This window comes from Glycomyces sp. TRM65418 (genome assembly GCF_019710475.1).
Classification (GTDB): Bacteria; Actinomycetota; Actinomycetes; order Mycobacteriales; family Micromonosporaceae; genus Glycomyces.
In genome coordinates, this window is the sequence record NZ_JAJFAX010000008.1 from 171632 (window position 1) to 193174 (window position 21543).

General features: G+C 70.5%; 23 protein-coding genes and 1 pseudogene. 6 read left to right on the forward strand and 18 right to left on the reverse strand.

Annotated elements, in window-relative coordinates; genetic code table 11:
• Positions 1-7: 7 nt before the first annotated feature.
• Positions 8-739, forward strand: a complete 732-nt coding sequence (locus K3N28_RS17980) for a methyltransferase domain-containing protein (RefSeq protein WP_228094129.1) — start codon at positions 8-10, stop codon at positions 737-739.
• Between the two features lie 11 nt (positions 740-750).
• Here the strand turns inward: K3N28_RS17980 and K3N28_RS17985 are convergent, their stop codons facing one another.
• Complete coding sequence (locus K3N28_RS17985) at positions 751-1641, reverse strand: WecB/TagA/CpsF family glycosyltransferase (protein ID WP_228094130.1); 891 nt, start codon at positions 1639-1641, stop codon at positions 751-753.
• Between the two features lie 195 nt (positions 1642-1836).
• On the opposite strand from K3N28_RS17985, the gene K3N28_RS17990 reads away from it, so the two are divergent.
• From K3N28_RS17990 to K3N28_RS18005, 4 genes are all read left to right on the forward strand, one after another.
• Positions 1837-2871, forward strand: a complete 1035-nt coding sequence (locus K3N28_RS17990; protein ID WP_228094131.1) for a sulfotransferase — start codon at positions 1837-1839, stop codon at positions 2869-2871.
• Positions 2864-3778, forward strand: coding sequence for a glycosyltransferase family 2 protein (locus tag K3N28_RS17995; protein ID WP_228094132.1), 915 nt, complete (start codon positions 2864-2866; stop codon positions 3776-3778). Before K3N28_RS17990 ends, K3N28_RS17995 begins: the two co-directional genes overlap by 8 nt.
• 188 nt (positions 3779-3966) lie before the next feature.
• A complete protein-coding gene (locus K3N28_RS18000; RefSeq protein WP_228094133.1) occupies positions 3967-4566 on the forward strand; it encodes a DUF4956 domain-containing protein in 600 nt (199 codons plus the stop codon).
• Positions 4563-5321 (forward strand): polyphosphate polymerase domain-containing protein, encoded by a 759-nt coding sequence (locus K3N28_RS18005; protein WP_228094134.1) that lies wholly within the window; start codon positions 4563-4565, stop codon positions 5319-5321. Before K3N28_RS18000 ends, K3N28_RS18005 begins: the two co-directional genes overlap by 4 nt.
• A gap of 137 nt (positions 5322-5458) precedes the next feature.
• Here the strand turns inward: K3N28_RS18005 and K3N28_RS18010 are convergent, their stop codons facing one another.
• Positions 5459-6712 carry a HAMP domain-containing sensor histidine kinase gene (locus K3N28_RS18010; RefSeq protein WP_228094135.1) on the reverse strand — a complete coding sequence of 418 codons (1254 nt, stop codon included), beginning with the start codon at positions 6710-6712 and terminating at the stop codon, positions 5459-5461.
• Positions 6709-7407: a response regulator transcription factor gene (locus K3N28_RS18015; RefSeq protein WP_228094136.1), complete on the reverse strand. Its 699-nt coding sequence runs from the start codon at positions 7405-7407 to the stop codon at positions 6709-6711. Before K3N28_RS18015 ends, K3N28_RS18010 begins: the two co-directional genes overlap by 4 nt.
• A gap of 131 nt (positions 7408-7538) precedes the next feature.
• Between K3N28_RS18015 and K3N28_RS18020 the strand changes: the two genes are divergently transcribed.
• Positions 7539-8054, forward strand: coding sequence for a hypothetical protein (locus K3N28_RS18020; protein ID WP_228094137.1), 516 nt, complete (start codon positions 7539-7541; stop codon positions 8052-8054).
• An 89-nt stretch (positions 8055-8143) separates the two neighbouring features.
• Here the strand turns inward: K3N28_RS18020 and atpD are convergent, their stop codons facing one another.
• From atpD to rho, 15 genes and pseudogenes are all read right to left on the reverse strand, one after another.
• The gene (gene atpD / locus K3N28_RS18025) at positions 8144-9571 is read right to left on the reverse strand and encodes a F0F1 ATP synthase subunit beta (protein ID WP_228094138.1); all 1428 of its coding nucleotides are present in this window, start codon (positions 9569-9571) and stop codon (positions 8144-8146) included.
• 2 nt (positions 9572-9573) lie between these two features.
• Positions 9574-10512 (reverse strand): F0F1 ATP synthase subunit gamma, encoded by a 939-nt coding sequence (locus K3N28_RS18030; protein ID WP_228094139.1) that lies wholly within the window; start codon positions 10510-10512, stop codon positions 9574-9576.
• Between the two features lie 2 nt (positions 10513-10514).
• Positions 10515-12149, reverse strand: coding sequence for a F0F1 ATP synthase subunit alpha (atpA, locus tag K3N28_RS18035; protein WP_228094140.1), 1635 nt, complete (start codon positions 12147-12149; stop codon positions 10515-10517).
• 34 nt (positions 12150-12183) lie between these two features.
• The gene (locus K3N28_RS18040) at positions 12184-13005 is read right to left on the reverse strand and encodes a F0F1 ATP synthase subunit delta (RefSeq protein ID WP_228094141.1); all 822 of its coding nucleotides are present in this window, start codon (positions 13003-13005) and stop codon (positions 12184-12186) included.
• Positions 13005-13547 carry a F0F1 ATP synthase subunit B gene (locus K3N28_RS18045; RefSeq protein WP_228094142.1) on the reverse strand — a complete coding sequence of 181 codons (543 nt, stop codon included), beginning with the start codon at positions 13545-13547 and terminating at the stop codon, positions 13005-13007. Before K3N28_RS18045 ends, K3N28_RS18040 begins: the two co-directional genes overlap by 1 nt.
• A gap of 18 nt (positions 13548-13565) precedes the next feature.
• On the reverse strand, positions 13566-13781 hold the full coding sequence (locus K3N28_RS18050; RefSeq protein WP_228094143.1) for a F0F1 ATP synthase subunit C: 216 nt from the start codon (positions 13779-13781) through the stop codon (positions 13566-13568).
• Positions 13782-13876: 95 nt separating this feature from the next.
• Complete coding sequence (gene atpB, locus K3N28_RS18055) at positions 13877-14689, reverse strand: F0F1 ATP synthase subunit A (protein ID WP_228094144.1); 813 nt, start codon at positions 14687-14689, stop codon at positions 13877-13879.
• Positions 14690-14723: 34 nt separating this feature from the next.
• A complete protein-coding gene (locus tag K3N28_RS18060; RefSeq protein ID WP_228094145.1) occupies positions 14724-14942 on the reverse strand; it encodes an AtpZ/AtpI family protein in 219 nt (72 codons plus the stop codon).
• A 135-nt stretch (positions 14943-15077) separates the two neighbouring features.
• Positions 15078-15479: a hypothetical protein gene (locus K3N28_RS18065; RefSeq protein WP_228094146.1), complete on the reverse strand. Its 402-nt coding sequence runs from the start codon at positions 15477-15479 to the stop codon at positions 15078-15080.
• Positions 15476-16027, reverse strand: coding sequence for a phosphotyrosine protein phosphatase (locus K3N28_RS18070; RefSeq protein ID WP_228094147.1), 552 nt, complete (start codon positions 16025-16027; stop codon positions 15476-15478). The genes K3N28_RS18065 and K3N28_RS18070 overlap by 4 nt, the downstream gene beginning before the upstream one ends.
• Before the next feature lie 125 nt (positions 16028-16152).
• Positions 16153-16788: pseudogene (locus tag K3N28_RS18075) on the reverse strand (L-threonylcarbamoyladenylate synthase); the annotation flags it as partial.
• A complete protein-coding gene (gene prmC, locus K3N28_RS18080; RefSeq protein WP_228094149.1) occupies positions 16785-17648 on the reverse strand; it encodes a peptide chain release factor N(5)-glutamine methyltransferase in 864 nt (287 codons plus the stop codon). The pseudogene K3N28_RS18075 and the gene prmC, both read right to left, overlap by 4 nt.
• Positions 17645-18736: a peptide chain release factor 1 gene (gene prfA / locus K3N28_RS18085; RefSeq protein ID WP_228094150.1), complete on the reverse strand. Its 1092-nt coding sequence runs from the start codon at positions 18734-18736 to the stop codon at positions 17645-17647. Before prfA ends, prmC begins: the two co-directional genes overlap by 4 nt.
• Before the next feature lie 92 nt (positions 18737-18828).
• A complete protein-coding gene (gene rpmE / locus K3N28_RS18090; RefSeq protein ID WP_228094151.1) occupies positions 18829-19059 on the reverse strand; it encodes a 50S ribosomal protein L31 in 231 nt (76 codons plus the stop codon).
• A gap of 221 nt (positions 19060-19280) precedes the next feature.
• Positions 19281-21275, reverse strand: a complete 1995-nt coding sequence (gene rho, locus K3N28_RS18095) for a transcription termination factor Rho (protein WP_374209814.1) — start codon at positions 21273-21275, stop codon at positions 19281-19283.
• Positions 21276-21543 lie beyond the last annotated feature (268 nt).

Below are 21543 nucleotides of genomic sequence, written 5' to 3' on the forward strand. Positions count from 1 at the left end.
GGACTTCGTGGCCAGCAACTACACCGAGGTGTTCCAGGACCCGACCGCCGTGGAGAAGTACGCCGAGCGCACCTACGCGCCCGGGACGTTCTCCTCGATAATCTCCAGCCGCCAGGCCGGCTGGCTGCGCGGATTCGTCCCCAACGCGTTCGGCGCCCCGCCGACCCACCACGACTTCGCCTGCGGGACCGGGCGGGTCTCGCGCATGCTCGCGGGGCTGGTCGCGGTCTCGCACGGCTACGACACGTCCGAGGCGATGCTCCAGAAGGGCCGCGAGCTCGGCACGCCCGGGCACGCGCACCTGGTGCAGCCCGGGCTCGCCGAGCCGAGCGTCGACCCGACCCGGCCGGCGCTGGTGACGGCGTTCCGGTTCGTGCTCAATGTGGACCTGCATCTGCGGGACCAGCTGATGGACTTCGCGGCGGCGGCGCTGCCCGACGCCGACGCGGGGCTCCTGCTCATCGAGAACCACGGCAACGCGACCTCCCTGCGGCACCTGCGCCGGACCTTCGGGCGGCTCGACGCGAGCACGTGGTTCCAGGAGCTGTCGCATCAGGAGATGCAGGACCTGTTCGACCGGCACGGCTTCGAGCTGATCGGCATGCAGGGCTTCACGCTGTTCACGCAGGGCTGCTACCGGGCCCCGTGGGGCTGGGCCGCGAAGGCCGCGGACGGCGCCCTGGCCTCGCCGCTGTCCAAGTGGGCGACCGACGTCGTCTACATCGCCCGCCGCCGCTAGCGCACGGCCGCTCACGCCGCCGTCGTACCGTCTCCGCGCCAGGCCTTGCGGCGTTCCCGACAGGCCTCGGCGAGGAGCCGCAGCGCCTCGGGGAGGTCGTCCTTGAGGTAGCGCCTCGCGAGGCGGCGCGGTTCCGACAGCATCCGGAAGAGCCATTCGGTACCGGTGCGCTGCATCCACTTCGGGGCGCGGCGCCGGTATCCGGCGATGAAGTCGATGCTCGCCCCGCAGCCGAGGAACCACGCCTGCGGCGCCACCGCGCGCAGCCGCACGGTGACGTGCTCCTGCTTCGGGAAGCCCAGGCCGACGTAGACCAGGTCGGGCGCGGCGGCCCCGATGCGATCGACGAGCGCGCTCCACTGCGAGTCGTCCCGGTCGAAGCCCATCGGCGGGCACCACGCCCCGACCACCTTCAGGCCCGGATGGCGGACCTCGAGGATCTCGGCGGCCCGCTCGGTCGGTCGCGCGGCGCCGTCCGGGGTCCCGCCCAGCAGCGCGACGCGGAGGCCGCGCGCGGCGGCGGCCTCCGCGAGGCTCCACACCAGGTCCGAGCCCGCCACGCGCGCCGGGAGCGGGTTCCCGGCCACCCGGGAGGCCCACACCAGCGGCGCGCCGTCGGCGACCACGAGATCCGCGGCGTCGACGAGGCGGCGCAGCTCCCGGCTGTTCCTGGCGGCCGCGACGATGTCCACGTTCGGGGTGACGATCCGCCCGCCGCGCCCGGACTCGAGCGCGTCCAGGACCCGCCGCACCGCCTCGGGCTCGGTGACCGGGTCGATGCCGATGCCGCCCAGGCGCACCCGCTCCGCGGATCCTGAGTCGGGTCGAGGCGGCGCACCGGCGTCGACCCGGGCGACCGCATCGCCCGCGTCGGCCGTGCGCGAAGGGCCCAAGCGCTCCATGCGATCAGACGTTAAGGCCCCGCGCGCGTTTTTCCGGGTTTTTTCATTGCAGGGCGTGTCCCCCACCCCACCCCGAGTCGTTATACGAATCGTCAAGGGGCATACGCAGGTTTCCGAGCCCGGCTCGGATCGCGCCCCCTCCCGGCCGGGTCGCCGGGGACCGCACGAACCGCACCTAGGGTGAGCGAGGGATCAGTGAGCGCCAAGATCGCCGACACGGCCGAGCAGTCCGAGAACCGCGTGAAAGTGGTCTTCATCGGAGGACTGGGCCGCAGCGGCACGACGCTCCTGGAGCGCCTGCTGGGCCAGCTCCCCGGCGTGGTCCCCCTCGGCGAGATCACGCACCTGTGGGAACGCGACCTCGTCGGCAACGAGATGTGCGCCTGCGGGGCCACGTTCTCCCACTGCGAGTTCTGGCAGCGGATCGGCCACCGCGCCTTCGGGTCCTGGGAGGCCGTCGACGTCGAGCGGCTCACCGCCCTCAAGGCCACCGTGGACCGCACCCGGCACATCCCCGCGCTCGCGGCCAAGCGCCTCGCGCCGGCCCAGCACCAGCTGGTCACCGAGTACGCCGAGTACTTCGAGAAGATCTACACCGCCGCCGCGAAGGACACCCGCGCGCAGGTCGTGGTCGACTCCTCCAAGCACGCCTCGCTCGCCTACTGCCTGCGCTGGTCCCCGAAGATCGACCTGCGGGTGCTGCACGTGGTCCGCGACTCACGCGGGGTCGCCTACTCGTGGACCAAGCAGGTGCGCCGCCCCGAGTCCCCCACCGGCGACCAGATGACCCGCTACTCCCCCGCGAAGGCCGCGATGCTGTGGAACGCGCAGAACGCCGCGTTCAGCCTCCTGGCCCGCCGCGGCGTGCCCGTGCGCCGGGTCCGCTACGAGCGGATCATCCAGCGCCCCCGGAAGGTCATCGCCTCGCTGGGCCGGTTCTGCGGACTGGACCTGGCCGAGTCGGACTACAACTTCATCGGGGACGGCTGGGCCGACCTCGGCCCGAGCCACTCGGCGGCCGGCAACCCCATGCGGTTCACCGTGGGCCGCATCCCGATCATGCCCGACGAGGCCTGGACCGAGGACCTCCCCGAAGGCACCCGGCGCATGGTCTCGACCCTGACCCGCCCCCTGCTGGGCCGCTACGGGTACCTCGACGAGGACGAGGCGCCCGCCGAAGCGGACCCGGCCGAGGAGCCCGCCCGCGAGGAAGTGAGCGTCCGTGACTGACTGGCCTTCCGTCGGCGTCGTGATCCCCACGCACAACCGACCGCAGCAGGTGCGCGCCGCCCTCCGCTCGGTGCTGACGCAGTTCTACCCCGGCGAGATCGAGGTCGTCGTGGTCTTCGACCGCGCCAAGCCCGACGAGGACCTCGCCACCGAGCCCGCGGCGGGCAAGCGCCCGGTGCGGGTGGTCAAGAACGAGCGCACGCCGGGCCTGGCCGGGGCCCGCAACACCGGGATCACCGCGCTGGAGACCGACCTCGTGGCGTTCCTCGACGACGACGACGAATGGCTCCCCGGGAAGCTCGCGGCCCAGGTCGCCGCGCTAGGCACCGAAGCCGAGCTCTGCACCACCGCGATCGAGGTCGACTACCGCGGCAGGCGCACCGCCCGCCTCGCGCAGAAGACCATGGTGCGCCACGCGGACCTGCTCCGCTCGCGCATGATGATGCTGCACTCCTCGACGTTCCTGTTCCGCCGCTCGGCGCTCATGGGCGGGCTCGGGCTGGTCGCCGAGGACGCGCCGGGCAGCCAGAACGAGGACTGGGACATGCTCCTGCGGGCCGCCCGCCGCCGGCCCATCGCGCACGTGGACACGCCGTACGCGCTCGTGAACTGGGCCGGCTCGCACTTCGAGACCCGCTGGGACACCAAGATCTCCTCGCTGCGGTGGATCCTCGACCGCCACCCGGAGATCCACGGCAGCCCCGAGGGCGCGGCCCGCGTCTACGGCCAGATCGCCTGCTGGCACGCCGCCACGGGCGACCGCAAAGAGGCCCTGCGCTGGGCCCTGCGCGCGACCAAGGCGAACCCCGGTGAACCCCGCGCGGCCGTCGCCGCCGCGGCCGCCGCCGGCATCGTCGGCGTCCCCGCGGTCATGGCGGCCCTCCACCGCCGCGGCCGCGGCATCTGAGCGGTTCCCCTGGGGACGCCGCCAAAGCGGGCGGGCGGGACGGCAACCGCCCGTTCACCGCTCGACCGGCCCCTGTTCATGTTGTCCGGCCTTTATGCACGGCTTATCGGTGCCTTAACCTCTGCGCGCCTACGGTTCTCCTCATGCCGCCCCGGCGGCCCCGAACCCGTTCCACCGAGGAGGACCCGTTGAGTCTCGCGCTCGCACTCGCCTTGCCCGTCGACCTGTTCGCGATCACCGTGCTCGCATGGGCCGTCTACTACCAGCGCCACCACCGCACGGACCTGGCGCTCGCCTACGTGGCGCTGAACGTGGGCGTCTTCGCGGTCTCGGCGCTCATGCTGTCGCAGCAGGTGAGCCTGGGCCTGGCGTTCGGACTGTTCGGGGTGCTGTCGATCCTGCGGCTGCGGTCCGACCAGATCTCGCAGCGGGACGTCGGCTACTACTTCACGGCGCTCGCACTGGGACTGGTCAACGGGATCGGGGCGTCGCGCCCGGCGGTCGTGATCGGCCTGAGCGTGCTGCTCGTGCTGACGATGTACGTGGCCGACCATCCGCGCCTGGCGAACCGGGCCCGGCACCGCCTGGTCGTGCTCGACACGGTCCACCGCGACGAGGCCCGCCTGAAGGCGGACCTGGAGCGGCGGCTCGACGGGACCGTCCGCAAGTTCGAGGTGATCGACACCGACTACGTGCGCGAGACGATGACCGTGGACGTCCGCTTCCAGCCGCTCCCGTCGCCGGTCTCCGCGCCCGAGCGCACCGTCCCCCTGGCGAGGACCCCGTGAGCGGCTTGGAGGCGTTCGCGGGGATCGGGCTCGACGCGGTGGCGGCCGCCGCGGACCTCCAGACGCGGGTCGACACGAAGTACCTGCTCGCGTCGGACGCGTACCGGCGGTTCCGGGGCCACCTCGCGGCCGGGGGCGACTGGGCGTGTCTCGACATCGGCGGCAGGCGCCGCTTCTCGTACGAATCGGTCTACTTCGACACCCCTGACCTGCTGACGTACCGGCAGCACCGGCAGGGCCGCCGGCGCCGTTTCAAGGTCCGCACGCGGCTCTACGCCGACTCGGGCGAGTGCGCCTTCGAGGTGAAGGTGAAGGGGGCCCGGCAGGACACGGTCAAGGAGCGGCTGCCGTACACGGCCGCCGACGCCGCCCGGATCACTCCGGAGGCCGCCGAACACCTGGCGGCGACACTGTGGAAGGCGTACGGCATGGCCGTCCCGCCGGGCCTGGAGGCTCGGTTGCGCACGGACTACCGGCGGCACACGCTCGTGAACGCGGCGGCGGGCGTGCGCGTCACGTGCGACGAGGACCTGCGCTGCGTCTCGTCCGCGGGCACCGCGGTCGCGCGGCCGGTGTGCCTGGTGGAGGTCAAGTCGGCCCGGCCCGGCGGCCCGGCCGACCGTCTCCTGTGGGCGATGGGGGCGCGGCCGGTCCCGGTCTCGAAGTACTGCCTGGCGGTCGCGGCCCTGTCGCCGGGAATGCGCGGCAACCCGTGGGCGCGCGCGATGCGCGAGTGCTTTCCAGGGCCTGGCTGAACACCCCTGGCGGTGCGATGTCCGCCGCTCGCACTGCCGATGTACGACGCGCAAGCGGCGCCGAGGCCGCGGAAGACCCCCCGATGCAACGCGGCGAACGGGCCGGATGGCGCCCGGCCGGGAGGTCGAGCCGGGTCCTACCCCAGTTCGAGCCTGATGAGCGCCCCGGTGCCGCCCGGGCCTTGGCCGAACACCAGCTGGCCGCCCGAGGCCGCGGCGGCGCGCCGCGCGATGTCCAGGCCCAGCCCGGTCGAGCCGCCTTCGCTGCGGCCCCGGTTGAACACCCCCAGGTTCGGCAGGCCGGGCCCCTCGTCGGCGACGTCCACGGTGGCCCCGCCTTCGTAGCGCGGCGTCAGCCGCACCTCGAACGCGGTGCCGTCGGGGGTGTGCGCGAAGACGTTGGCGAGCAGGGAGTCCATGGCGGCGGCGAGGTCGGCGGCCGACAACTGCACCGGCAGCGGTCCGGGGGCGAGCCGCACCCGGCACTCGCGGGCGGTGTCCTCGGCGAGCGCGGACCAGAACTCGACGCGCTCGGCCACGACGGCGGCCGCGTCGCACCTCCCGGCCTCGGCGGGGTTGCGGGCGTCCTGAATGGCGGCGTTGACGGCCCGCTCGACCTCGGCCACGGCCTGCTCGACCGCTTCGCGCTGCGCGTGGTCGCCGAGCGCCTCGGTCTCGAGCTTGAGGACCGTGAGCGGGGTGCGGAGCCGGTGCGAGAGGTCGGCGACGCGCTCGCGCTCGGCCTCGAGGAGGTCCTTGATGCGGTCGGCGAGGGTGTTCAGCGCCGTCCCGACCTCGCGCAGCTCCTCCGGGCCGCTCGCCTTCGCCCTGGCCTCCAGGTCGCCGCTCGCGAGCCGGTGCGACACACCGGACAGGTCGTTCAGCGGTATCAGCAGGACCCGGGAGAACCGCGTCGCCAGCAGCAGTCCGAAACCCAGGAGCGCGACGGCGATCGCGCCGAGCAGCAGCCATGATTCGGCGACGCCGTCGGTCAGCTGCCGGTCGGTGACGAGGACGCGGATGACGGCGGTGCCCTCGGCGAGCCCGACGCCGAAGAGGATCTCCCGCCCGCCGTCGGTCGCGGCCGTCAGTGACCGGCCCCTGGCGGCCAGCTCCACCGCGGGCGAGCGGGGCGCCTCGGCGCCCGAGGTCGTGCCGTCGGGCCAGAAGACGGTGACCGGGTAGGGCGAGTCCACGTTCTGGAGGGCGGCCTCGACCTGGCCGACGTCGCCGCCGATGATGACCGGCGTCAACAGCTGGCCCTCCTGCTCGGCGGCGTCGATCGCGTGCTGCGCGGCGCTGTTGCGCAGCAGGATGCCCATCGGGAGCGCGAACGCCAGGAGGATCATGGTGGCGGTCGCGGCCACCAGGAGCGTCAGCCGGGCCCTCACCGCTCGCCCCCGTCGGTCGGGTCGACGAGTTTGACGCCGACGCCGCGGACGGTGTGCAGGAAGCGCGGGGCCTGCGCGGTCTCGCCGAGCTTGCGCCGCAACCACGCCAGGTGCACGTCCACGGTCTTGTCGGCGCCGCCGAACGGCAGATCCCACACGTCGGTGAGGAGCCGGCGCTTCGCGACGACTTCGCCGACGCGGGCGGCAAGGTAGTGCAGCAGATCGAACTCCTTGGGGCTCAATTCGAGCGCGGCCCCGTCGAGGTGCGCGGAGCGGCCGCGCGGGTCGATGCGCAGGGGACCGACCGCGACGGTCGCGTCCGTCGGTCCGGCGCCGCCGACGCGGCGCAGGACCGCCTGGATGCGGGCGTCGAGCTGCTTGGCGGTGAAGGGCTTCACCACGTAGTCGTCGGCGCCGGAGCCGAGGACGCGGACGATCTCGTCCTCGTCGTCGCGGGCGGTCGCCACGATCACCGGGACGTCCGAGACGCCGCGGAGCATCCTGAGCATCTGCGAACCGTCGAGGTCGGGGAGGCCGAGGTCGAGCACGACCAGGTCGGGCCGGTGGTCGACCGCGGCGCGCAGTCCGCTCATCGCGTCGGACGCGGAGGCGACCTGGTGGTTCAGGTCGCGCAGGGACCGCAGCAGGGCGGAGCGGACGCGCTCGTCGTCCTCGATCAGCAGCAGTTGGGCCATGGCCGGAATGCTATGCGGCCGAAGTCCTCCGAATCCACCCTCGGAGCGGTGACCTCCGCAGGCTTAGAGCGGCCTTATCGCGGTCTTAACGTCGCAGCGGGCAGGCTGGTGTCATGCAGAGGAAATGGGTAGTGAGCGGATGGGCCGCGGCCGCCGCGGTCGCGGTCGCCGCGGGGATCGGCGCGGTGGCGCTGGCGCAGGGCGGGAGCCTCGCGGGCCCCGAGCAGCCGATGCCGGAGGAGGAGGTCGTCTCGGAACTGGCGAATGCCGACGACGCGACGCCGTCCGCCGCAGCGGACGAGCCGTCCGCGCCCGCTTCGGCGGACCGCTCCCCCACGGCCGAGGCGCCGACGGGGCCGTTGGAGACCGCGCCGAGCGCGGCCCCGGACGGGCACGTCCTGGGCGGCGACGGCGGCACGTTCCAGGCCGTCTGCGAAGGGGGCCGGGTGCGCCTCGACTGGTGGGCGCCCGCCCAGGGCTGGAGCACCGGCGCGGTCGACCCCGGACCTGGGACCACGGCCTCGATCGCGTTCACCGGCACGGGTGACGACGACGATGACGACGACGGCTTCGTCTACGAGGTCGCCTGCGTCGACGGCGTCCCCGACGCGGCGCTCCGCTCCGACGACGATGACGCCGACGACTGATCGCCGCTGACCGTTCGCCTGGGGAGACGGAACGGCCCCGGAGCGCTTCGCGCTCCGGGGCCGTTCCGTTCGGATTCCGCTCGTCGGGGCTAGCCCTTCTTGCGGAGCTCCTCTTCGTTCTTGTGCAGGTCCTCGAGGCCGCCGCACATGAAGAACGCCTGCTCCGGGAAGTGGTCGTACTCCCCTTCGGCGATCTTCTTGAAGGCCTCGACGGTCTCCTTGACGGGGACGAACGAACCCTCCACGCCGGTGAACTGCTTCGCCGCGTAGGTGTTCTGCGACAGGAAGCGCTCGATGCGACGCGCCCGGCCCACGACCAGCTTGTCCTCTTCGGACAGCTCGTCCATGCCGAGGATCGCGATGATGTCCTGCAGCTCGTTGTACTTCTGCAGGATCTGCTTCACCTGGCTGGCGACCGCGTAGTGCTCCGAACCGACGACCTCGGGCTCCAGGATGCGGGAGTTCGAGGCGAGCGGGTCGATCGCGGGGTAGATGCCCTTGTCGGAGATCTTCCGCTCCAGGTTCGTCGTCGCGTCCAGGTGGGTGAACGCGGTGAACGGCGCCGGGTCGGTGTAGTCGTCCGCGGGGACGTACACGGCCTGCATCGAGGTGATGGCCTTGCCGCGCAGCGAGGTGATGCGCTCCTGCAGCTCGCCCATCTCGTCCGCCAGGGTCGGCTGGTAACCCACGGCCGAGGGCATGCGGCCCAGCAGCGCGGAGGTCTCCGAACCGGCCTGCGTGAACCGGAAGATGTTGTCGATGAAGAGCAGCACCTCCTGGTTCTTGACGTCCCGGAAGTACTCGGCCATCGTCAGGGCCGACAGGGCGACGCGAAGGCGCACGCCCGGCGGCTCGTCCATCTGGCCGTAGACCAGCGAGGTCTTCTCGAGCACGCCGGCCTCGGCCATCTCGGCGATGAGGTCGTTGCCCTCACGGGTGCGCTCGCCGACACCGGCGAACACCGACGAACCGCCGAAGTTCTGGGCGACGCGGATGATCATCTCCTGGATGAGCACCGTCTTGCCCACGCCGGCGCCGCCGAACAGGCCGATCTTGCCGCCCTTGACGTACGGGGCGAGCAGGTCGATGGCCTTGATGCCGGTCTCCAGCATCTCGGTCTTCGGCTCCAGCTGCGCGAACGCCGGGGCGTGGCGGTGGATCTCCCAGTAGTCCTCGGCCTCGAGCTTCTCGCCCTCTTCGAGGTTGAGGCACTCGCCGAGGACGTTGAAGACCTTGCCCTTGATGCCGTCGCCGACCGGGACCTTGATCTGCGCACCGGTGTCGCGGACCTCGGTACCGCGGACCATGCCGTCGGTCGGGGCCATGCAGATGCCGCGGATCTGGTTGTCGCCCAGGTGCTGGGCCACCTCCAGCGTCAGCGTCTTCTTGTGCTCGCCGTAGGCGACGTCAACGTGCAGCGCGTTGAAGATCGCCGGGATGGCGTTGCGCGGGAACTCCACGTCGACGACCGGCCCGATGACCCGTACGACGCGTCCCACTCCATTAGTGTCGGTCATCGTTACTCTCTTCCTGCGGCGGAAAGGGCACTGGCCCCACCCACGATTTCGCTGATCTCCTGCGTGATCGCCGCCTGCCGCGCCGCGTTCGCGCTCCGCCGCAGGGTCTTGATCATTTCATCGGCATTGTCCGTGGCGGCCTTCATCGCCCGCCGCCGCGCCGCCGACTCGCTCGCCGCGGCATCGATCAGCGCCGCGTAGATGCGAGTCGTCAGGTACTTCGGCAGCAGCGAGTCGAGCAGCGCCTCCGGGTTCGGCTCGAACTCGTAGTCCGGGAGGAGGACGTCGTCACCGAGCTCGTGCTCCTCCACCTCTTCGACCTCGAGGGGTGCCATCTGCCGCGGCTCGGGGGTCTGCGTCAGCAGCGAGACGAACCTGGTGTGGACGAGGTGCAGCTCGTCGACACCCAGGATACCGTCGGCGCCGCCGTGCTCGTCGTCGTCGTCCGCGCCGGACATGAACGCCGCGAGCAGCGTCCGCGTGATCTCCCGTGCGTCGGCGACCGCCGGCTTCTGCGAGAACCCGGTCCAGGACTGCTCGATCGTGCGACCGCGGAACTGGTAGTAGTCGACGCCCCTGCGGCCGGCGACGTACAGGACCGGGACCTTGCCCTCTTCGGCGAGGCGCGAGATCAGCTGCTCGGCAGTGCGGATGACGTTGGCGTTGTAGCCGCCGCACATCCCCTTGTCGGCGGTGATCACGAGCACCCCGGCCCGGCGCACGGTCGCCCGCGGCTGCAGCAGCGGGTGGTTGATCGACGCGTTGCTCGCGAGCGAGGTCATCACCGAGGTCATGGCGCGGGCGTACGGCATCGAGGCCGCCACCCGCTCCTGCGCCTTGGCGATGCGGCTGGTCGCGACCAGCTCCTGCGCCTTGGTGATCTTCCGGATGGACTGGGTCGACTTCAGCCGCTTGCGCAAGGTACGAAGCTGCGCTGACATGGCTAACCCTTCTTGACGCGCTTGACGGTCTCGACGTCGACGTCGCCCTCGAGGGCTTCTTCGGCGGCGTCGGTCACGTTCAGGTCGTCGGCGTTGGCCTTGAACATCTGCTTGAACTTGGCGATGGCGCGCTTGAGGGTGTCCTCGATGTCGCCGGCCACCTTGTCCTTGCCCGCGTTGAGCTGGGCGACGACGTCCTTGTGGTTCGAGCGCATGTAGGAGAGGAACTCGTCCTCGAAGCGGCGGATCTCGCCGACCGGGACGTCGTCGAGCGAACCCGAGACGCCCGCCCAGATCGAGATGGTCTCCTCGCCCATGGGCAGCGGCGCGGCGACGCCCTGCTTGAGCAGCTCGACCATGCGGAGACCGCGCTCCAGCTGCGCCTTCGACGCGGCGTCCAGGTCGGACGCGAAAGCCGCGAAGGCCTCCAGGTCACGGTACTGGGCCAGGTCCAGACGCAGCGAGCCCGCGACCGAGCGCATGCCCTTGGTCTGCGCGGCGCCGCCGACACGGGAGACGGACGTACCGACGTTGATCGCCGGACGCACACCCGAGTTGAACAGGCCCTCTTCGAGGAAGACCTGGCCGTCGGTGATCGAGATGACGTTGGTCGGGATGAACTGCGAGATGTCGCCGGCCTTGGTCTCGATGATCGGCAGACCCGTCAGCGAACCGCCGCCGAGCTCGTCGGAGAGCTTCGCGCAGCGCTCCAGCAGGCGGGAGTGCAGGTAGAAGACGTCACCGGGGAAGGCCTCGCGGCCCGGAGGGCGACGCAGCAGCAGCGACACGGTGCGGTAGGCCTCGGCCTGCTTCGACAGGTCGTCGAAGACGATGAGGACGTGCTTGCCGCCGTACATCCAGTGCTGGCCGATGGCCGAACCGGTGTAGGGCGCCAGGTACTTCAGGCCCGCGGGCTCGTCGGCGTTGGCCGCCACGATGGTCGTGTACTCCATCGCGCCGTGCTCTTCGAGCATGCCCTTGATGCCGGCGACGGTGGAGCCCTTCTGGCCGACCGCGACGTAGATGCAGCGCAGCTGCTTGTTCGGGTCGCCGGACTCCCAGTTGGCCCGCTGGTTGATGATCGTGTCGATCGCGACCTGCGTCTTGCCGGTCTTGCGGTCGCCGATGATCAGCTGGCGCTGGCCGCGCCCGATCGGGGTCATCGAGTCGATGGCCTTGATGCCGGTCTCGACCGGCTCGAACACCGACTGGCGGTCGATGACGTTCGGGGCCTGCGCCTCGAGTTCGCGCTCGCCCTCGGCCTCGATCGGGCCGAGGTCGTCGATGGGGTTGCCCAGCGCGTCGACGACACGGCCGAGGAACTTGTCGCCCACCGGCACGGAGAGGACCTTGCCGGTGCGCTTGACGGTCTGGCCCTCGCCGACCTTGACCGGGTCGCCCAGGAGGACGGCGCCGATCTCGCGGACGTCGAGGTTCAGGGCCAGGCCCATCACGCCGCCTTCGAACTCCAGGAGCTCGTTGGCCATGGCCGAGGGGAGGCCCTCGACGACGGCGATGCCGTCGCCGGCGCTGGTCACGGTACCGACCTCTTCGCGGGTGATCTCCGGCCGGTAGGACGAGACGTAGGCGTCGAGCGCGCTGCGAATCTCGTCTGAGGAGATGGTCAATTCAGCCATCTGAACGTTTCCCTTTCTGTTGATACCGGCTGGATCAGCGTCCGGCCAAGGCTTGGCGGGCTTCGTCGAGGCGACGCGAGACGGAACCGTCCCACAGGTCCGAGCCCACTTGCACCCGGATGCCCCCGACGATCGCGGGGTCGACGGTGACCTTGAGGGCCACCGGGCGGCCGTAGACCAAGCTGAGCTTGGCGGCGAGCTGGCGCTCCCCGGCCTCGTCGAGCGGCTTCGCGACGGTCACGTAGGCCACGGACTCGTCGCGGGCCGCCGCGGCGGCCTCGACCAGGTGGGCCAGCGAGGCGTGGAAGCTGCGTCCGCCGATGCCGTGGCACGAGGCGGCCGCGAGCTTCACCGTCACCGGTTCGGCCTTGCCGGCGAGCAGGCCCTCGACCAGCCCGGCCCGGCCCTTCGGGTCGGAACCCGTAGCGCCCAGGACCGAGCTCAGCTCGGCGTCGCCGTCGACGAGCCGTCCGAAGCGGAACAGCTCGTCTTCCACGTTCGCCAGCGAACCGTCCTTCTCGGCGGCGAGCAGCAGCGCCTTGACGGCGAGCTGCTCGGTGCCGCCGACCAGTTCGGACGGCGTGCCCCAGCGACCGCGCACCAGCGCGGCCACCACGTCGGCCGCGAGCGCGCCCACTTCGTCGGCGAGAAGCCGCCGGACCAGGCCCTCCCGGTCGTCCGCCGCACGGGCGGGGTCGGACAGGGCGCGACGCAGCCGAGGCTGGTCGACGAGGAACCGCGTCACTCCCAGCAGCTGATCGCCGCACTCGGTGAGCTGCTCGGCCGAGGCGCTGGAGGCGGCGGCCTCCAGCACGGCCCGGCCGGCCTCGATGCTTTCGCGTCCAGTCGTCGACATCAGCGCGCTCCGCTCGTCTCGGCCGTGTCGTCCGCGATCTGCGCCAGGAACTGGTCGACGGTCGCGGTCGTGTCGGCGTCGCCGGCGAGGCGCTGGCCGATGATCTTTCCGGCCAGGTCGACGGCCAGGTTGCCGACCTCGCTGCGCAGTTCGCGGACGAGCTGCTGGCGAGAGGCCTCGACCTGCGCGTGGCCCGCCGCGATGATGCGGTTGGCCTCTTCACGCGCGGAGACGAGGATCTCCTCCTTGGCTGCCACGGCGTCGGCACGAGCCTCGTCGCGGATCGCGGCGGCCTCTTCCTGCGCGGTGGCGAGCTTGCGTCGGTATTCCTCGAGCGTCTGGTTGGCCTCTTCTTGAGCCCGCTCAGCCCGCTCGATGCCGCCTTCGATCGCGTCGACTCGTGCCTCGAACGTCTTCTCCATGCGGGGGAAGACGAACTTGATGAGCACGAAGCACAGCAGACCGAAGGCGATCGCCCCGACCAGCATTTCCTGCCAGATCGGGAAGAGGATGCCGGCTCCTCCTTCGGCGGCGTGAATCATGATGACTCCCTTGAAGGGTTAGTTGGCCCCGCCGATGGCGAAGGCGAGAACGAGGCCGAACAGCGCCAGAACCTCGACGAGGGCGAAGCCCATGAACAGCATCGGACGGGTGATGCCGGCCGACTCGGGCTGACGCGCGGTGGCGGTGATCCACGCGGCGAAGATGAGGGCAACACCGATACCGGGGCCGATCGCAGCGAGACCGTAACCGATGACGTTGACGGAGCCTTCCATCAGGTTTTCTCCTAGGTGTCAGCGTGGCGTGACCGTCACGCGCACGATGTGTTCAATTGCGAAATCTGTGAAAAGTGGGGTGGAACTCGGCGGGCCTAGTGCTCGTCTGCGAGGGACCCCTGGATGTACATGCCGGTCAGGAGGGTGAACACGTACGCCTGGAGCAGGATGACGATGAGTTCGAAGAACGTCATCGCGATGCCCATGGCGAACGAGAAGACCGACAGGCCTTGGATGAGCAGGTTGCCGGAGTTCAGCATCTCGAAGCCGCCGAGGATGAACACCAGCAGGATGAGGTGGCCGGCGAACATGTTCGCGAAGAGCCGCAGAGCGAGGGTGACCGGCCGCAGGATGATGTTCTGCAGGAACTCGATCGGAATGAGCAGCGGGTAGATGAACCCGGGGGCGCCCGGGGGCACGCAGGTCATCTTGAAGAACTTCACGAGTCCGTGCTGCTTGATGCCGATCCACATGTAGATCGCCCACGAGAGCACCGCGAGCGTCGCCGGGAAGGCGATGTGGGCGTTCGGGGAGATCTGGATGCCGGGGACGATGGCCCAGAAGTTCATGAAGAGGATGAAGAGGAACAGCGTCGCGAGGTACGGGGCGAAGCGCACGCCGTCCTTCTTGCCCATGAGGTCGATGGCGACGGTGTTCCGGATGAAGCCGTAGGCGGTCTCGGCCAGCCACTGCTTCTTGGTGGGGACGATCTGGGGTTTGCGGTAGGCCCACAGGAAGAAGGCGATGAGGATCGCGACCGTCGCCCAGACCGCGAAGGTCAGGGTGGTGAACATGTGGGCGAGGGCGGTGTCGCTGAGCCCGGAGAACCAGTCCGCGAAGTCAAAGCTGTGAATACCGGGCGGGAAGTGGGAGTCCCCTTCGGCCAGCACGATGGCTGAGTCGGTCACGCGAGCCACGCCTCTCAGTCAGTGTCGGTCAAATTTACGGCGACATCTGCTTGATGAGCAGGTACATTCCCGCTCCAGCACCGACAAGCATCCCTACCAGGAGCCCGACTCTGGGCAGATCGAGCCACAGGTCGACGAGAAATCCGAGACCACCCCAGAAGACGATCCCGGAAATGAGATATCCCAGCGCGCGCCAGCCCATTTCCGAACCATCAGGCTGCGGCTTGTGGTCAGGGGGGTGTTTGTCGGCCATGTCGAGCTGAACTCTAACAGCTACTACACAGGAACTGCCCAGCGGGTTCGCTGAGATGAGCGCCATCCGTGCGCGTTTGTCAACCTCAGCGAAACACGGCATGTCGCATGGTGCCGTGTGGCGCGACCCGATGGATCAGGGGCGCCGCTCCAACTCGATGTAGGGGATTTTCGCTTTGTAGGCCCAGACAACCTGGGCGGCGAGCCACGCGACGGCGCCCCCGATGATGCCGAACGCGAACGGCGTCAACGCGTCGGGCAGCAGGGCCCGCACGGCCGCCAGCGCCGCGAAGGCGATGCCCAGTTTCACTGCATACGTGATCAACGCCATAGGGAGAGTGAGACGCAGGTCTATTTTCTCGGCCCACGCGACCGCCCACACCGAACCTGCGAACCCCAACGCCGCCAACGCTACTCCCGCCGGCGCCGCCCATGCGCCGGTCCCGCCGGACGTGATCCCTCCGACGACGGCGGCGACGACCGCCGCGATCCCCGCGACGGCGAAGCACGGCTTCAGGAATCCCCTGGCGGTCTTCACCGCGCCCCTTGGAGCGCGGTGGCGACGGGCTTGAGGGCGTCCTCGAGTTGGGAGGCGACCTGGCTGAAGGCGTTCCGGCCCATCCCCCACGGGTCGGCCAGGTCGAGCTCGTCGTAGTCCCCGCGGCGCTCGTCGGCCGCGGCGACCAGGGCCTTGCCGCGGGTCGCGACGTCGCCGTCGGGCAGCTCGGGGATCAGGTCGGCGGCCATGCGCCCGAAGGATCGCACCAGGAAGGTCTTCCCGATCGCCTCGGGGAAGCGGTCGGCGAGGTACTCCAGGTGGCCGATCGTGGCGACGAGGACGAGGTCCGACGCCTCGACGTGGGCGCGCTCGACGTGGCGGGCCTTGAAGCCCTCGCAGTCGTAACCGCGCGCTTCGAGCTCGTCCATCGAGGTCGTGTGCATGCCTTCGCCGTCGTGGTAGGCCGAGATGCCCGCACCGTGGTTGAACACGTCCTCGCCGGTGAGCCCGTCGAGGATGCGCTCGGACATCGGTGACCGGCAGATGTTGCCGGTGCACACGTGCAGGACGGTGAACGGCGCGATCACGCCTGCGCCTCGTCGGCCTTGGTCTCGACGGGCTCGTCGCCGGTCGCCGCCTCGACGGCCTCGGCCTCGTCCTCCGCCGCCGGGCCGTGGTCGTCCGGGCGCTCGCCGGGGCCGAAGCCGTCGCGGTCGAGCGTCTCGGGCACGATCTTGCGGATCTGCTCCAGCGACAGGACGCCCTCGCGCAGGATCTGCGGCGGGTGCGCCACGCAGTCCACAATGGTCGAAGGCAGGTTGTCCTCGCTGGGCCCGGCCTCCAGGTACACGGAGACGTCGGAGCCGAGCTGCGCCTTCGCGTCGGCGGCGGTCTCGGCCGGCGGCTGGCCGTGCTTGTTCGCGGAGGACACGGCCATCGGCCCGGTCTCCTTGAGCAGCTCGAGCGCGAGCGGGTGCAGCGGCATGCGGACGGCCACCGTGCCGTCGGTGTCGCCGAGGTCCCAGGTCAGCGACGGGGTGTAAGGCACGACGACCGTGAGCGGCCCGGGCCAGAACGCCTCGACGAGCTCCTTGGCGGAGGCGGGGAGGTCCGAGGCGATGCCGTCGAGGGCCCGCTTCGAGCCGATGAGCACCGGCGGGGCCATGTCGCGGCCGCGGCCCTTCGCGGCCAGGAGCGCCTGCACGGCGGCGTGGTTGAACGCGTCACAGCCGATGCCGTAGACGGTGTCGGTCGGGATGACGACCAGCCTGCCGCCGGTCACGGCCCTCGCGGCCGACTTCAGCCCGGTGGCGCGGTCCTTGATCTTCCTGCAATTGAACAGCCTCACGGCGACAAGCCTAGCCTTCCCGTCGCGAACCTCGGGCGGCCCGCCAGGTCCTCGTGGTCCACCACATCGGTGAATCCGGTGACCCGCAGGATCTCCGGAGCGGCCTTCCCGTGCGTGTCGTCGTGCTCGAACGCGAACCAGCCGCCGGGCTTGAGCCAGCGCGCGGCGCGGACGGCCAGCGGCTGGATGACGGCGAGGCCCGCTTCGGCGGCGTAGACCGCACCGCTCGGGTCGAACTTGACCTCGGGCGCGACCTCGATCTCGAAGGGCACGTAGGGCGGGTTGGCGGTGACCAGGTCCACACCGCCGTCGAGCTCGGCGAGGGTCCCCGGGGCGACCGCGTCGGCGAGGACGGGCACCGCGCCGGTGCCGTCGAGGTTCGATTCGAGCCACTCGAAGGCGTCCGGGTCGATCTCGATCGCCCACACGCGCGTGTCGGGGCGCTCGGTCGCGATGGCGTGCGCGACCGCGCCCGACCCGGAGCACGCGTCGATGACCGTGCCGCCCTCAGGAAGGCGCGCGAGCGCCCAGTCCACCAGCAGCTCGGTCTCGGGCCGGGGCACGAAGACGCCCGGGCCGACCGCGAGTTCGGCGTAGCGGAACGCGGCCGAGCCGGTCAGGTGCTGGAGCGGCACGCGCTGGGCGCGGAGCTCGACGAGCGAGCGGAACTCCGCGAGTCGCTCCTCCTCGGGCGCGTCGGCGATGAGCAGGCGCGCCCGTTTGAGGCCGGAGACGTGGGCGGCGAGCAGCTCGGCGTCGTTCCGCGGGGAGTGGACGCCGGAGGCTTCGAGCCGCTTCGCCGCCTCGGCGATCGCCTGCGGCCAGGTGGTCGTGCGCACGCGGTGCTGGCGGTCGGTCATGAATCGACGGCGCCGCGGGCCATGCGCTCGGCGCGGTCGGCGGCGGCGAGGGCGTCGAGGACCTCGTCGAGGGCGCCGTCCATGACCTGGTCGAGGTTGTACGCGGTGAAGCCGACCCGGTGGTCGGTGAGCCGGTTCTGCGGGAAGTTGTAGGTGCGGATGCGCTCAGAGCGGTCGGCGGTGCGCACCTGCAGGAGCCGGGCCGCACCGGCGGCCGCGGCGGCCTCCTCCTGCTGCTTCGCGAGCAGGCGGGCGCGGAGCACCCGGATCGCCGCCTCCTTGTTCTGGAGCTGGCTCTTCTCGTTCTGGCTGGTCACGACGACGCCGGTGGGCACGTGGGTCAGCCGCACCGCCGAGTCGGTGGTGTTGACCGACTGGCCGCCGGGGCCCGACGAGCGGTACACGTCGACGCGCACGTCGTTCATGTTCAGCTCGAAGTCGACCTCCTCGGCCTCGGGCATGACGGTGACGGCGGCCGCGGAGGTGTGGACGCGGCCCTGCGACTCGGTCACGGGCACGCGCTGCACGCGGTGGACGCCGCCTTCGAACTTCATGCGCGACCACACGCCGTTGCCGCCCTCGGGCGTGCCCTTGGTGCGCACGGCGATCGAGGAGTCCTTGATGCCGCCGAGGTCGGTGGGCACCATCTCCAGGGTCTCGACGGTCCAGCCCTGACGCTCGAAGTACCGCAGGTACATGCGCATGAGGTCCCCGGCGAACAGGCCCGACTCCTCGCCGCCCGCGCCGGCCTTGATCTCGATGATCACGTCCTTGGAGTCGTCGGGGTCGCGCGGGACCAGCAGCTCGGCGAGCTTCGACTCCAGCTCGGGGAGCCGCCGCCGGATCCGCTCGGCCTCCTCGGCGAACTCCGAGTCCTCGCGCGCGAGTTCTTCGGCGGTCTCCAGGTCGTCCTTGGCCGCCTCGATCTCCGCGGCGGTCTTCGCGATCGGCGAGAGCTCGGCGTAGCGGCGCCCGACGCGCCGCGCCTGAGCCTGGTCGGCGTGCAGGGCGGGGTCGCCCATCTGCGCCTCGAGGTCCTTGTACTCGGCGAGCAGCGAGGCCAGGCGGTTGTCGGCGGCGGTCGTCATCACGATTCCTTAAAGAGAGCGGTTCCGGAGCACTTCGGGGAATGAAAAAACGCAGCGCCCGCGTCATACGACACGAGCGCTGCGCGACAAAGCTACTTGCCGGCCTCAGTCTTCTCCTGGGTCTTGGCGTAGCGGGCCTTGAACTTGGCCACGCGACCGCCGGTGTCGAGGATGCGCTGCTTGCCGGTGTAGAACGGGTGGCACTTGTTGCAGGTCGCAGCCTGGATCTTGCCACTGGTCACCGTCGAACGGGTGGTGAACGCGTTCCCGCAGGAACAGGTCACCTCGGTGACGACGTACTCAGGGTGGATCCCGTCTTTCATGACTTCCCTTTCTCTGGGTCGCCGGGTCGGCTGCCGCGCCGCTGCGTCGATCGCCAGCGTCGCGTTCACCGTGAACCGGTACCGCATCGGGCCCTCGAGGGCTCTTCTGGATCCATGGCACGGCCCGGAAGCGTCACCATGGCGGGGTGCGCGACCTGCGCACCGACATTCAATATTAGGGCGTGAGGCCGCTCTCAGCCAGAGCGGCCTCACACTCACCGTCACTCGCTGGGAGTGCCCCTGACGATGGACATCAGGAACTCGGCGTTCGTCTGCGTCTTCTTCAACCGCTCGATGAGCAGGTCGATCGCCTGCTGCGGCTCGAGCGACGAGAGGACCCGGCGGAGCTTCAGCATGACCGCCTGCTCCTCCGCGCTCATCATCAGCTCGTCCTTGCGGGTGCTCGACTGGTGCACGTCGATGGCCGGGTACGTGCGCTTCTCGGCGATCTTCCGGTCGAGCTTGAGCTCGGCGTTGCCGGTGCCCTTGAACTCTTCGAAGATCACCGTGTCGCCCATGGAACCGGTCTCGACCAGCGCCGTGCCGATGATGGTCAGCGAACCGCCGTGCTCGATGTTCCGCGCCGCGCCCAGGAAGCGCTTCGGCGGGTAGAGCGCCGTCGAGTCGATGCCACCGGACAGGATGCGTCCCGAGGCGGGCGACGAGTTGTTGTACGCGCGGCCCAGCCGGGTGATCGAGTCGAGCAGCACGACCACGTCGTGGCCGAGCTCGACCAGGCGCTTGGCGCGCTCGATCGCGAGTTCGGCGACGGTGGTGTGGTCCGACGGCGGGCGGTCGAAGGTCGAGGCGATGACCTCGCCCTTCACCGAACGCTGCATGTCGGTGACCTCTTCGGGCCGCTCGTCCGCGAGGACCACCATGAGGTGGCACTCGGGGTTGTTCGTGGTGATCGCGTTCGCGATCGCCTGCAGCACCATCGTCTTGCCGGCCTTCGGCGGCGAGACGATGAGGGCGCGCTGGCCCTTGCCGATCGGCGCCACGAGGTCGATGACCCGAGTGGTGAGCGCGTTCGGCTCGGTCTCCAGCCGCAGGCGCTCCTGCGGGTACAGCGGCGTGAGCTTGTAGAACTCGTCGCGCTTCTTCGCGTCCTCGGGGTTCATCCCGTTGACGGTGTCGAGGCGCATGAGCGGGTTGTACTTCTCGCGGCGCTGCTGCTTGCCGTTGCCGCTGCTGATCTCTTCGCCGCGGGTGGGCTTGACGGCGCCGGTGATGGCGTCGCCGCGGCGCAGGCGGTACTTGCGGACCTGCGACATCGAGACGTACACGTCGTCCGGTCCGGCCAGGTAGCCGGTGGTGCGGATGAACGCGTAGTTGTCGAGGATGTCCAGGATGCCGGCGACGGGCACGAGCTGCTCGTCGCTCGGGGCGTTGCCGCCCCCGGCGCCGCGCTCGGTCTCCTCGCGGTTCCCGCCGCTGCGGCGGCGGTCGGAGCGGTCGCGGCGCTTGCGGCGGCGGTTCTCGCCGTCGCCGCCCTGCTGGCCGCGGTCGTCGTAGCCGTCGTCGTCCGAGCGGCGCTCGGAACGGGACTCGGTCCGCGCCTCGTTGCGGGACTCGGACTGCTCGGCGCGCTCGTCGCGGCGGCCGCTGTCGCGGCTCTCGCGGTTGTCTCGGTTCTCCCGGTTGTCACGGCCTTCGCGCCCGTTCTCACGGGTGCGGCGGCGGCGCTGCGGGCGGTCGTCCCGGTCCTCTTCGGACTCGAGGACCGCGACCGACGTCTGCGCTTCGGGTTCGGCGGTCTCGGTCTGGCGCTCTTCACGGCGGCGCGGCTGCGGCGGACCGGCCGGGCGAGTGGCCCGGCGGGCGGCGGCGCCGCCCTTGGCTTCGGCGTCTGCGCCGTTGCCGCCCTGTGCGTTCGCGTCGCGCTGGTCTGCCTGTCCGTCGACAGTGGTCGACGGCGCCTCGGCGATGGGCGTGTGGTCAGAGTCAGGCACTGGCGGGGCCTCCTGTTCTGCGCTGGCACCGCCGGGCTGCGAGCCCGCATCCTGCCGTTCCTGGATGGCGGCGATCAGCTCGCTCTTCCGCATCCGGCCAACGCCGGTGATACCGAGCGATTGCGCCATCTGCTGGAGCTCGGGCATCAGCATAGAGGCCAGACCGGTTCCTGCCCGGCGGCGCTTCTTGGCTTCCGGGAGTTCTCCCGAAGCCGACGCCGCATCGCTCATCCGGTCCGACGTCGTGCCGGTGGTGTCGCTCAATGGATTCCTTCCCTGGCGGAACTTCGAAGTGGATTCGAGGAGTTTCCGCGTCTTTCAAATAGCCGCAATGCCGATGTTCTGGTCTGCGTCCCGCCATCGCCTCGGCCGCCTCTGGTCACAGGGTGACCGCGGCGGATGGAAGACGACAGTTGACACTTGGGCGCAACACCCCTGGGCTGTCCGCTGAGCAGACGGTCCTGATCGTGGCAGCCTCTGGTCCTGCAACTGGGCGGTTCGCGAAGAATGATCGTGCACGGTGAGACACGTG

Bases quoted from the DNA above. Each gene is read 5' to 3' on its own strand.
- K3N28_RS17985 (WP_228094130.1), bottom strand. From the start codon at position 1,641: ATGGAGCGCTTGGGCCCTTCGCGCACGGCCGACGCGGGCGATGCGGTC.
- K3N28_RS18015 (WP_228094136.1), bottom strand. From the start codon at position 7,407: ATGGCCCAACTGCTGCTGATCGAGGACGACGAGCGCGTCCGCTCCGCC.
- atpD (WP_228094138.1), bottom strand. From the start codon at position 9,571: ATGACCGACACTAATGGAGTGGGACGCGTCGTACGGGTCATCGGGCCG.
- K3N28_RS18030 (WP_228094139.1), bottom strand. From the start codon at position 10,512: ATGTCAGCGCAGCTTCGTACCTTGCGCAAGCGGCTGAAGTCGACCCAG.
- atpA (WP_228094140.1), bottom strand. From the start codon at position 12,149: ATGGCTGAATTGACCATCTCCTCAGACGAGATTCGCAGCGCGCTCGAC.
- K3N28_RS18040 (WP_228094141.1), bottom strand. From the start codon at position 13,005: ATGTCGACGACTGGACGCGAAAGCATCGAGGCCGGCCGGGCCGTGCTG.
- K3N28_RS18045 (WP_228094142.1), bottom strand. From the start codon at position 13,547: ATGATTCACGCCGCCGAAGGAGGAGCCGGCATCCTCTTCCCGATCTGG.
- K3N28_RS18050 (WP_228094143.1), bottom strand. From the start codon at position 13,781: ATGGAAGGCTCCGTCAACGTCATCGGTTACGGTCTCGCTGCGATCGGC.
- K3N28_RS18060 (WP_228094145.1), bottom strand. From the start codon at position 14,942: ATGGCCGACAAACACCCCCCTGACCACAAGCCGCAGCCTGATGGTTCG.
- prmC (WP_228094149.1), bottom strand. From the start codon at position 17,648: ATGACCGACCGCCAGCACCGCGTGCGCACGACCACCTGGCCGCAGGCG.
- prfA (WP_228094150.1), bottom strand. From the start codon at position 18,736: ATGACGACCGCCGCCGACAACCGCCTGGCCTCGCTGCTCGCCGAGTAC.
- rpmE (WP_228094151.1), bottom strand. From the start codon at position 19,059: ATGAAAGACGGGATCCACCCTGAGTACGTCGTCACCGAGGTGACCTGT.